The organism is Psychrobacillus faecigallinarum (assembly GCF_014836595.1).
Taxonomy (GTDB): Bacteria; Bacillota; Bacilli; order Bacillales_A; family Planococcaceae; genus Psychrobacillus; species Psychrobacillus faecigallinarum.
The window spans coordinates 154959-166199 of record NZ_JACSQO010000002.1 but is presented as its reverse complement, the minus strand read 5'-3'; the positions used below and the strand labels follow the sequence as shown (position 1 = coordinate 166199).

At 36.9% G+C, this 11241-nt stretch carries 11 protein-coding genes; 1 reads left to right on the top strand and 10 read right to left on the bottom strand.

Features of this window, described 5'->3' with window-relative positions; all coding sequences use genetic code 11:
- Positions 1 to 47: 47 nt before the first annotated feature.
- From H9650_RS05510 to citZ, 4 genes are all read right to left on the bottom strand, one after another.
- Complete coding sequence (locus H9650_RS05510; RefSeq protein WP_225215933.1) at positions 48 to 491, bottom strand: MaoC/PaaZ C-terminal domain-containing protein; 444 nt, start codon at positions 489 to 491, stop codon at positions 48 to 50.
- Between the two features lie 205 nt (positions 492 to 696).
- Complete coding sequence (mdh, locus tag H9650_RS05505) at positions 697 to 1638, bottom strand: malate dehydrogenase (RefSeq protein ID WP_144535415.1); 942 nt, start codon at positions 1636 to 1638, stop codon at positions 697 to 699.
- Between the two features lie 81 nt (positions 1639 to 1719).
- Positions 1720 to 2985, bottom strand: a complete 1266-nt coding sequence (icd, locus tag H9650_RS05500) for an NADP-dependent isocitrate dehydrogenase (RefSeq protein WP_144535413.1) — start codon at positions 2983 to 2985, stop codon at positions 1720 to 1722.
- Positions 2986 to 3065: 80 nt separating this feature from the next.
- Positions 3066 to 4181 (bottom strand): citrate synthase, encoded by a 1116-nt coding sequence (gene citZ, locus H9650_RS05495; RefSeq protein ID WP_144535411.1) that lies wholly within the window; start codon positions 4179 to 4181, stop codon positions 3066 to 3068.
- 192 nt (positions 4182 to 4373) lie between these two features.
- Here citZ and H9650_RS05490 point away from each other — a divergent pair, with 192 nt between their 5' ends.
- Complete coding sequence (locus H9650_RS05490) at positions 4374 to 5348, top strand: AI-2E family transporter (RefSeq protein ID WP_151113553.1); 975 nt, start codon at positions 4374 to 4376, stop codon at positions 5346 to 5348.
- Here the strand turns inward: H9650_RS05490 and H9650_RS05485 are convergent.
- From H9650_RS05485 to H9650_RS05460, 6 genes are all read right to left on the bottom strand, one after another.
- A complete protein-coding gene (locus H9650_RS05485; RefSeq protein ID WP_144535407.1) occupies positions 5326 to 5718 on the bottom strand; it encodes an FxsA family protein in 393 nt (130 codons plus the stop codon). The two genes, H9650_RS05490 and H9650_RS05485, sit on opposite strands and share 23 nt — an antisense overlap.
- A gap of 70 nt (positions 5719 to 5788) precedes the next feature.
- Positions 5789 to 7549: a pyruvate kinase gene (gene pyk / locus H9650_RS05480; RefSeq protein ID WP_151113551.1), complete on the bottom strand. Its 1761-nt coding sequence runs from the start codon at positions 7547 to 7549 to the stop codon at positions 5789 to 5791.
- A gap of 38 nt (positions 7550 to 7587) precedes the next feature.
- A complete protein-coding gene (gene pfkA, locus H9650_RS05475) occupies positions 7588 to 8547 on the bottom strand; it encodes a 6-phosphofructokinase (protein WP_191696771.1) in 960 nt (319 codons plus the stop codon).
- A gap of 67 nt (positions 8548 to 8614) precedes the next feature.
- Positions 8615 to 9580 carry an acetyl-CoA carboxylase carboxyl transferase subunit alpha gene (gene accA, locus H9650_RS05470; RefSeq protein ID WP_144535402.1) on the bottom strand — a complete coding sequence of 322 codons (966 nt, stop codon included), beginning with the start codon at positions 9578 to 9580 and terminating at the stop codon, positions 8615 to 8617.
- The gene (gene accD / locus H9650_RS05465) at positions 9574 to 10446 is read right to left on the bottom strand and encodes an acetyl-CoA carboxylase, carboxyltransferase subunit beta (RefSeq protein ID WP_144535400.1); all 873 of its coding nucleotides are present in this window, start codon (positions 10444 to 10446) and stop codon (positions 9574 to 9576) included. The genes accA and accD overlap by 7 nt, the downstream gene beginning before the upstream one ends.
- Positions 10447 to 11091 (bottom strand): FadR/GntR family transcriptional regulator, encoded by a 645-nt coding sequence (locus tag H9650_RS05460; protein ID WP_154310399.1) that lies wholly within the window; start codon positions 11089 to 11091, stop codon positions 10447 to 10449.
- Between the last annotated feature and the right edge of the window lie 150 nt (positions 11092 to 11241).

Here is an 11241-nt window from a genome sequence, read left to right as displayed (position 1 = left end):
AACCCCCATTCCAAATCTGCAACTAAATAGGAAGTTATTATAGTTTTTCAGAAACGATAAGCAGGTGGTGTCACATGAAGAATACCATTCATCACTATTGCATTTTCCTCATTTTTTCCTTCTACTTCTATAATAATTTCATTTTTATGTACATTGACTTCTGTTATTACAAACGTAAAAGTTATTAAAGAATAATGATAGGTTGGTACAGGAAAATTTAACTCTTGCTTATTCACATGAGAACCCGGACCAGGAAGATACTTGGAAATGGCAGAAGTCACAATGCCAGTTAACATAATTGTTGGTACAATTGGTTTTTCAAATACTGTTTTAGAAGCAAAATCATGTTGAATATATAGAGGATTATTATCATTCGTCAATCCCAAATATAATAATAAATCCTTATCCTCCATCTTCTCGGTTATAGATAATTTTTCTCCTATAGACAAGTCTTCAATACTCTTTCCAATTTTATACGTTTTACCTAACAATTATTATTCATCCCCCTATATTTAGTCTAACTCTATCTTATCAATAACTCTTAGTTTTGCGCAATACACTGTACTGCCTACTTTAATAATCATAAGTAAAGTATGTAATTGATTTCCCTTAATGGACGTTTTGACGAGTTAAATGTTGCATATCTTATAGCCACAAAAACGAGCGAGAATTTAATCTCGCTCGTTTTTACTATGATTATTCACTTAAAATCTTCATGACAGCTTTTACAGTATCAGCAGATTTGTTTAACAAAGTCGTTTCTTCTTCTGTTAACTCCAACTCAATAATTTTTTCGATACCGCCTGCTCCAAGTACAGTTGGCACTCCAAGATATATTCCTTCCATTCCATACTCGCCCTCTAAATATGCGATAGAAGGAAGAACACGTTTTTGATCTTTTAAGATAGCCTCTGCCATTTCTACTAGGGAAGCAGCTGGTGCATAGTATGCAGAACCGTTTCCTAAAAGGTTAACAATTTCTGCGCCACCTTTACGAGTGCGATCTACAATCGCTTCTAAGCGCTCTGCATCGATTAGATTTTCCAAGGGAATACCTCCAGCATAGGAATATCTTACAAGAGGAACCATGTCATCTCCGTGGCCACCAAGTACAAAGCCGGTCACATCTTTAACAGATAGATTCAACTCCTGAGCAACAAAAGTTCGGAAACGTGCAGTATCAAGCACTCCTGATTGACCAATAACTCTTTCTTTAGGTAATCCTGATTCTTTGAAAACAGTATACGTCATTGCATCTACTGGGTTAGTTAACACTAGAACTGTTGTGTTAGGCGAATATTTAACAATCTCACCTGTGACACCTTTCATTACTTTTTGGTTTGTCTGAACTAAATCGTCACGGCTCATCCCTGGTTTACGTGCAATACCAGCTGTAATAATAACTAGATCTGAGTCTTTTGTATCCTCATAGTTGGAAGTTCCAATAATATTAGCGTCGAACCCTTGGACAGGGCCAGCTTCTGCCATATCCAACGCTTTTCCTTTAGTAGGGTTTTCAGCTTGAGGAATATCGACTAACACGATGTCTCCTAGTTCTTTTTGAGCTAGTAAAAATGCTGTAGTAGCTCCAGTGAATCCGGCACCAATAACTGAGATTTTATTACGTTTCATTGTCATGTCGTAACTCTCCTTTTGTCCAAATTAGAAAAGAGAGGATAGAATCCTCTCTCTTGTTAAACCAAATTTCATTACTACAGATTAAAGATTTTTAATCAATTCGTCAGCAAACTCCGAACATTTAACTTCTTTAGCACCATCCATTAGACGAGCAAAGTCATATGTTACAACTTTAGATTCAATTGTTTTTTCCATTGAGTCCATGATAAGTTTAGCAGCTTCGTTCCAGCCAAGGTGCTCAAGCATTAATACACCTGAAAGGATTACTGAAGATGGGTTAACTTTATCTAAACCTGCATATTTTGGAGCTGTACCATGAGTAGCTTCAAAAATAGCATGTCCAGTTACGTAGTTGATGTTAGCTCCTGGAGCGATACCAATACCACCAACTTGTGCAGCAAGTGCATCAGAGATATAATCCCCATTTAAGTTCATAGTTGCCACTACATCAAACTCTTTTGGACGAGTTAAAATTTGTTGTAAGAAGATATCAGCGATTGAATCTTTAACTAAGATTTTACCAGCTGCAAGTGCTTCAGATTGAGCTTTATCAGCTGCTTCAGTACCTTGTTCTTCTTTAATTTTGTCGTATTGGTTCCAAGTAAATACTTTGTCACCAAACTCTTGTTCAGCTACTTCATAGCCCCAGTTTTTGAAAGCTCCTTCAGTAAACTTCATGATGTTACCTTTGTGTACTAATGTTAAAGAAGTGCGACCTTCTTTAATGATGTAATTTAATGCAGCACGCACTAAACGTTTAGTACCTTCTTCAGAAATTGGTTTAATACCGATACCAGAAGTTTCTGGGAAACGGATGTTCTTAACACCAAACTCTGTTTGTAAGAAGTCGATTAGTTTCTTCGCATTGTCTGTACCTTTTGCATATTCGATACCAGCATAGATATCTTCTGTATTTTCACGGAAAATAACCATATCTGTATCTTCAGGACGTTTAACTGGAGATGGAACACCAGTGAAATAACGAACTGGGCGTAGGCAAGTATATAGATCTAGTTCTTGGCGAAGTGCCACGTTTAATGAACGGATTCCTCCACCAATTGGCGTAGTTAAAGGACCTTTAATAGCGATTAAGTACTCATTGATAACGTCTAAAGTTTCTTGAGGTAACCATTCGCCAGTTTGGTCAAATGCTTTTTGTCCAGCAAGAACTTCTTTCCACTCAATTTTCTTTTCTCCGTTATAAGCTTTTTCTACTGCTGATTCTAATACACGTGAAGCTGCTGCCCAAATATCAGGACCAGTTCCGTCACCTTCAATAAATGGAATGATTGCTGTGTTTGGTACGTTAAGTACACCGTTTTCTACTGTAATTTTACCAGATGTCATGTATATTTCCTCCTACTATCATAATCATAGGGCCAATAACACAGGAGTGTTTAGCCCTAATCTTTTACAAACAATTAATATTATCGTTCTTCAATTGGAATATATTTTTGCATTCCTGGTCCAACATATTCTGCACGAGGACGAATTAATCGGTTGTCTGAATATTGCTCAAGAATATGAGCTACCCATCCAGAAACGCGAGAAACTGCAAAAATAGGTGTGAATAAATCATGGTCAATATTTAATGAATGGTATACAGATGCAGAATAGAAATCTACATTTGGTGGTAAGTTCTTTTGACCAGTAACGATTTCTTCAATACGTACTGACATATCATAAAGTTTAGATTCACCACGAAGTGTTGTAAGTTTTTGAGACATTTCACGTAAGTGTTTTGCACGTGGATCTCCTTTTCTATATACACGGTGACCAAAGCCCATAATTTTAACTTTGTTATCTAATTTATCTTGGATATAGCTATCAACGTTATCTAGAGTATCAATTTCAGTTAGCATTTTCATCACTTGCTCATTAGCTCCACCGTGAAGTGGCCCTTTAAGAGCTCCGATAGCTGAAACAACTCCTGAGTAGATATCAGACAAAGTTGCTACACAAACACGTGCAGTAAATGTAGAAGCATTTAACTCATGATCTGCATGAAGTACTAAAGCTTTGTTGAAAGCTTCAACTTCAATTTCTTCTGGCATTTCACCTGAAAGCATGTACAAGAAGTTAGCAGCATAGCCTAAATCTGTTTTAGGAGCTACCGGCTCTAATCCTTTACGTACACGAGAAAATGCAGTTACTAATGTAGACATTTTAGCTTGTAATTGAATAGCTTTTAGGTAGTTTGCTTCTTCGGACATATCCTCAGCAGCATCATCATATAATGCTAGCATAGATACAGCCGTTCTTAGTGCTGACATTGGGTGAACTTTATCAATTGGATAAGTCTTGAAATGATTCAAAACTTCTTGAGGAACTGCCATGTTATCAGCCAATTGTTGCTTTAATTCTGCTAGTTCAGAAGCATTTGGCAGACGTTTGTGCCAAAGCAGGTATACAACCTCTTCAAAACTTGCATTATTCGTTAAATCATCGATATCATAGCCGACGTATGTAAGTGTGTCATCTATAATAGAGCTAATCGATGACTGAGTCGCTACGATTCCTTCTAAACCACGAGTTGACGTCATTTGTTATCTCCCCTTCTACAGTAAAATTTATCCATCTACTTATCTCGTAATATGGAGATTTACCTGCATTTAATATGTACCTTCAAAATGCTTACTCTCGTATTATAATCAATTTTGGCTATTTTGTGAATGAAAACGCTTAAAATTATTAAAAAATAACTTTTCAATTAAATTATCCTAATAAAAGAATGGATGAAACTCGTTACTTTTCAAATGAACAAGAAAGATATTATATCTTACTGGATACCTATAGGAGTCATTCTGCTAATCCTTTTTATAGCGTACCCATTAACGTTATCTATTTTGTGTGGATACTTGCTTTTTCCAACATCTAATTTCTTTCATAAAAAACTTAAACTTCCAATTTTCATGAGTGTATTGTTAACAGAGATAATAATATTAAGTAGTTTTCTGTTGTTTGTATTCTTTATTTTCCAATCTTTAGTTACACTAATCCCGCTAATTCATGAACATCTTTTATACTTACCATTCGATGATTTACAAAATCATCCAATTTTTCTTATGTTTGAAGATAAGCTTCAAGAGTTGCTAGACACTATTTTAAATAATTTATTGATTAATCTAACGCATCTACCAACTTATATTTTCGAAATACTTCTCTTTAGCATCGGGCTTTTTTTTTCTTTATATGAGTCCACGAAGGACAGACTTTGGTTTCTAATCTATTTTCCAATAAAAACGAGAGATTTTTTTCATAAAACAGTGATTAAGTCTTCGGAAGTCGTTAATAGCTTTTTAGGTGTGGAAGTGAAGCTTTTACTTCTAACTTTTGTGCTACTTGCCACTGGCTTCAGTGTACTTGGCTTACATAACCCTATAAAAAATGCTTTTTTAATATCTTTAGTCGATAGCATACCATTTCTAGGGACAGGTATTATTTTAATACCTATGGCTATTTACTTCTTTTTACTGGATGCTAAACTGTTTGGCAGTATAATTTTATTGCTTTATATTTTTGTTCAGCTGACTAGACATATCGTAGATAATTTCCTTTGGTCGGCCTCCATGCAAATAAAAGCAGTTCATGTTTTTTTCTTAAGTGCAGCGGCAATATTAATTTTCGGCTTTATTGGCATCCTGTTTAGTCCCTTTATTTATTTAATCGCAAACAAATGGGGAGGTTCTATGAAGACTTCATCACGATAATTTGATTTTTTTTCATTTTCTTACGAATCCATCTATAAAAAAGAGGCTTAAATAATTTTCTTGTTGGTGAGAACAGCAGCAAAAAACCAAGGATATCTGATATAAACCCTGGAAGTACAACTAATATTGCTCCTAAAAAAATGCTGATTCCATTTATAGCTGATTCGCCTGGTGCTTGATAGTTTTTAACACTATCAGAAACCTCCCTGAATGCTTTCATACCTTGTCTTTTGGCTACAAAACCACCAATAACTCCAGTGGCAATGATCAATAGTAAGGTGTTAAATGCTCCAATGGACTTCCCAGCTAAAAGTAATATATATAACTCAATTGCAGGAACTACCACAAATAAGCCTATAATCCATTTCATACAGTCACCTTCCTCTCTATACTAATTATAAAACAAGTGCCCCACTTTATGTGAGGCACTTGCTTAGGTTTTAAATAATACTTGCTTGACCGTTATAAATAACTCCACTTTCAGCATCAAGCGTTAGTTCTTGACCATTTTCAATAAGTTTAGTCGCGTCGGCAACACCAACAACTACAGGGATTCCAAAGCTTAAGCCAACCACAGCAGCATGGCTAGTTAAGCCGCCCTCTTCTGTGATTAATCCTCTACAATTTTCGATAGCAGGAACCATATCCTTATCAGAACCTATCGTTACGATAATACTTTCGCTCGTATCTTGGCCTTCTAGTTCTTTTGCATTTTGAACAACAATTGCTTTACCAAAGGCAGTTTTCTTACCAATACCTTGACCTTTAGCGACCATATCACCAATAACATGAACTTTCATTAAATTAGTAGTTCCAGCTTGTCCTACTGGAACACCAGCAGTGATAACAACTAGGTCACCATGAGTTACATAATGTTGCAGAATACTTTCTTCCACAGCAATCTCTAACACTTCATCTGTTGAGAAAGCTTTTTTACCAACAATAGGATAAACTCCCCATACTAGTGTAAGCATTCTAGAAGGTTTCACTGTTGAAGTTACAGCTATAATAGGAACCCCTGGTCTAAATTTAGAGATCATTTTAGCAGTATGCCCACTTTCTGTAGGAGCTATAACTGCCTTCACCTTTAAATTGATAGCAGTATGAGCAACTGCTTGGCCTATGGCATCCGTTAGGTTTACATCGCGAGCCTTACTCAACTTAGTAACATTCGCTCTATAATCTACTGCATTTTCTGTATGTCTTGCAATTTTGTCCATTGTTTGAACCGCCTCTAGTGGGTAAAGGCCTGCTGCAGTCTCACCAGAAAGCATGATGGCATCTGTTCCATCTAAAATCGCATTTGCTACGTCACTTGCTTCTGCACGAGTTGGTCTCGGGTTTCTTTGCATAGAGTCCAACATTTGAGTCGCCGTAATAACTGGTTTTCCTGCTTCATTACATTTTTGGATAAGAGATTTTTGAACTAAAGGAACTTCCTCAGCAGGAATTTCTACTCCAAGGTCTCCCCTTGCAACCATTAACCCATCAGATACTTCAATAATCTCATCAATATTATCTACGCCTTCTTGGTTTTCAATTTTAGGGATGATTTGAATGTGAGATCCATTGTTATTCTCTAATAATTCTCTGATTTCCAGTACATCTTTTGCTCTTCTAACAAAAGAAGCGGCGATGAAATCTACATCCTGCTCGATACCAAAAAGAATATCTTTTGCGTCTTTTTCTGTAATACCTGGTAATTGGACAGAGACACCTGGTACATTCACACCTTTATTGTTTTTCAATGTTCCAGCATTTTGAACATACGTATGAATGATTCCATTTTCCGAATCAATTCCCTGAACAACTAGCTCGATTAGCCCATCATCCAATAATATAATAGAGCCTTCCTGTACATCTTCTATTAACTTTTCGTAGGAAATAGAAAAACGCTCTGTGTTACCTAACACTTCCGTCATAGATATATCAATAGACTGACCAGTGACTAATTCGATGGCGTCACCTTCCATCTTATGAGTTCTAATTTCTGGACCTTTTGTATCCAATAATATCCCAACTATTTTGCCTAGCTTTTTAGATACTTTTTTGATGCGTTCGATTCTTCCGGCATGTTCTTCATGACTACCATGAGAAAAGTTTAAACGGGCAACGTTCATTCCTGCCTCAATTAATTTTTCTAAAGTTTCCTCTGATTCACTTGCGGGACCGATAGTACATACTATTTTAGTTTTTCTCATAATCTTATCCTTCCTATTGCTGAAATTATGTAGTCTGTTTAGATAGATAACTCTTTAGATAATTGATACATCTTTTGATCAAATACCTCTGTCTTTTCAAATGCTTCCGTCATATCATAGTCTACCACTTGATGATTTTGGATTCCAATTGCACGTCCTCCATGACCTGCCATTAAAACCTCAACGGCCTTCGCTCCAAATAAACTCGCAAGGACACGGTCTCTTCCCGTAGGAGAACCTCCACGTTGAATATGACCGAGAACAGAAACTCTCGTCTCAATATTAGCATGTTCCTTAAGTTTTAGAGCAAAATCTTGTCCACTCATGACTCCTTCTGCTACTACGATAATACTGTGTTTTTTCCCACGTGCAGTTCCGCTTTCTAAACGTTCCACTACTTCTTCTATTTTCATCTCTACTTCGGGCACAATTATAGTTTCTGCACCGCCCGCAAGCCCTGCCCATAAAGCTAAATCACCAGCATCTCTTCCCATAACTTCAATGATAAAAGTACGATCGTGAGAAGTTGCGGTATCTCGAATTTTATCTATACATTCAATGACTGTGTTAAGGGCAGTATCAAAACCTAATGTATAATCTGTGCCAGGAATATCATTATCAATTGTCCCTGGAATTCCGACACATGGGAAACCGTTCTTAGTCAAGGTCATCGAACCTCTATATGTGCCATCTCCTCCAATAATAACAAGGCCATCGATATTATTTGCCTTTAGCTGTTCAATAGCTTTTTTTTGTCCTTCCTCTGTACGAAATTCTGGACACCTAGCAGAATACAGTTTTGTTCCTCCACGTTGGATAATATCACCTACGGAGCCTAAATCAAGCTTTTCCATCTTCCCCTCGATCAATCCTTGGTATCCATGTAAAATACCAACAACTTCTACCCCTTCATAAATAGCTTTTCTTACTACCGCACGAATAGCAGCATTCATGCCCGGAGCATCTCCACCACTTGTCAATACACCTATACGCTTCACATTAATCCCTCCAACCTAGCTATATTTACTATAAGCTTAACACGAAATGCTTTCAAAAAAAATGCGTCTAGTTAGACGCATTTTCTTTATACTTACCAATTTGTTTAAATTTATTGTACCTTGCATCCACTAATTCAGTTGGAGATAGCTTCGAAAGTTCTCGAAGAGATTGAATAATAGCTTCCTTCATGTACTGAGCTTGTGTCTCTAAATCCTTGTGAGCACCACCATGTATTTCTTTTATGATTGTGTCAATGATGTTCATTTGTTTTAAATCCGGGGCAGTAATTTTCATAGCCTCTGCAGCCTGCTTGGAAAGTGAAGAATCTTTCCAAAGAATTGATGCTGCTCCCTCAGGAGATATAACTGAATACGTAGAGTTTTCAAGCATATGGATATGATTCGCAACGCCTAAAGCCAATGCTCCGCCGCTACCACCTTCACCAATAACGATGCTAATAACCGGCACTTTTAAACCAGCCATTTCTACTAAGTTTCTTGCAATGGCTTCACTTTGACCTCTTTCTTCTGCCGCCTTGCCTGGATAGGCACCTTTTGTATCAATAAGGCAAATGATAGGTCGATTAAATTTTTCCGCTTGCTTCATTAAACGTAAAGCTTTTCGATATCCTTCCGGATGGGGCATTCCAAAATTTCTTTTAATATTTTCTTTCGTATCATGGCCACGTTGGTGTCCAATAACTGTGATGGGATTCCCATTTAATAATGCAATGCCACCAATAATGGCCGCATCATCACCGTATGAGCGATCACCATGCAGCTCGATGAAATCCGTAAATATTTGCTGAATATAATCACTTGTAGTAGGTCGGCTTGGGTGACGAGCAACCTGTACTCTGTCCCAAGGCTCCATGTTCTCATAAATCTCTATTTCCAGCTTTCTAAGACGTTCTTCAAGATTTTCTATCTCAGTAGACATATCTACCTCTGCAGTCGCAGTATAATCTTTAATCTCTTCGATTTTACTTTTTAACTGAACAATTGGCTCCTCAAACGGAAGTACCTTTACCATGTGATAACCTCCTTCTGCACGTGTAGATTAACTAAATTCGCTACTGTATCTCTCATTTGCTTTCGATGGACTACTGCATCAAGCTGACCATGATCCATTAAAAATTCGGCAGTTTGGAAATCTTCCGGAAGCTTTTCTCTAACTGTTTGTTCAATTACTCTTCTTCCAGCAAAGCCTATCAAAGCTTTTGGTTCAGCCAAGTTTATATCTCCTACTGAAGCAAAGCTCGCTGAAACCCCCCCGGTAGTTGGATGAGTTAAGATAGATATATATAATAATCCATGATCACTATGTCTACGCAAAGCGACAGACGTCTTCGCCATTTGCATTAAGGATAGTACACCTTCCTGCATTCTTGCTCCACCGCTTGCTGTGTAAATAATGAAAGGAACTTTTAGCTCTGTAGCTTTTTCAACAGCTCTTGTAATCTTTTCTCCTACCACTGACCCCATAGAGCCCATTCTAAAGTGAGAGTCCATCACAGCAACAACTATCGTTTGTCCTTGTAGCTTTCCGACACCGGTTAAGACAGCCTCGTTTAGTCCCGTCTTATTGGAATCTGATTTTACCTTTTCTGTGTAGCCTGGAAAATTTAAAGGGTTAACCGTTTCTAGATGGTCATCCATTGATACAAATGTGTCTTCATCTAGAAAAATTTCAATTCGTTCTTGAGCTGTCATTTTCATATGATGATCACAGGAAGGACAAACTTTTAGATTTTTCATCAAGTCCTTTGTAAACACATTCTTTCTACACTCAGGACATTTAACCATTATTCCTTCTGGAACATCATTTTTTGCCTTCTCCGATGGTATCGTGGCATATTTTCTTTTCTGATTCTTTCTAAATATATCTCGAATGCTCATTTAAACATCTCCCCTGTTTAGTAACAATAGCCAATCCTCAAAAAGAGAAATTCCTTTTTGCTCATCTCCTAGCTTTATACATTCTAGCAGTAGAGTCCATATTCCTTTCTCTTCTAAAGTCATGTAGCTACGATAAGGCTCTCCACCGTATTGTTTCAATAAAAACCATATTTTTAAGCCAAGGCGATTATTCGAAATGATTAAAATTTCTCTAATAATATCTTCCCTAAGCACTTCTTCCTTTAGTAACTTTTCGATAAATGCATCCCAAATTAATAGCTTATGAAGTTTATCCGAATGGCAGACCTGTCTGATAGCATCTTTTTCGAGCGATGCTCTAGTTGTGTGTACATCTTCCTTTGATTTGGATTCTGGCAAGATGAAAGTGGATAACAACTCAACTAATTGATGCTTTCGATAATCTGAAAGAAAGGTCCCTTCGCCTCTTCTCGTTTCTATTAAACCAAGTAGCTCTAGGCTTCTTAATGCTTCTCTTACTGAAGACCTACCAACTTGAAGCCTTTCTGCTAATTCTCGTTCAGATGGCAATTTACCACCTACAGGAATTTTTTCATCGTGGATTAACTGCCTCAACTGTTTTACAATTTCTGAAAACATTTTTCTAGAGTTATTATTTGAATCCATCCACCATCACTCTTCCATTAATTACAAAGTGGTCTGACCACTTATAAATAATAGGATACATAAATTTTTCTTAAACGTAAAGGAAAAATTGCATATGTAACAATGTACTGTCTATTTTTTATAAGAAAGTCATTTCTTCTGGAATTTTCT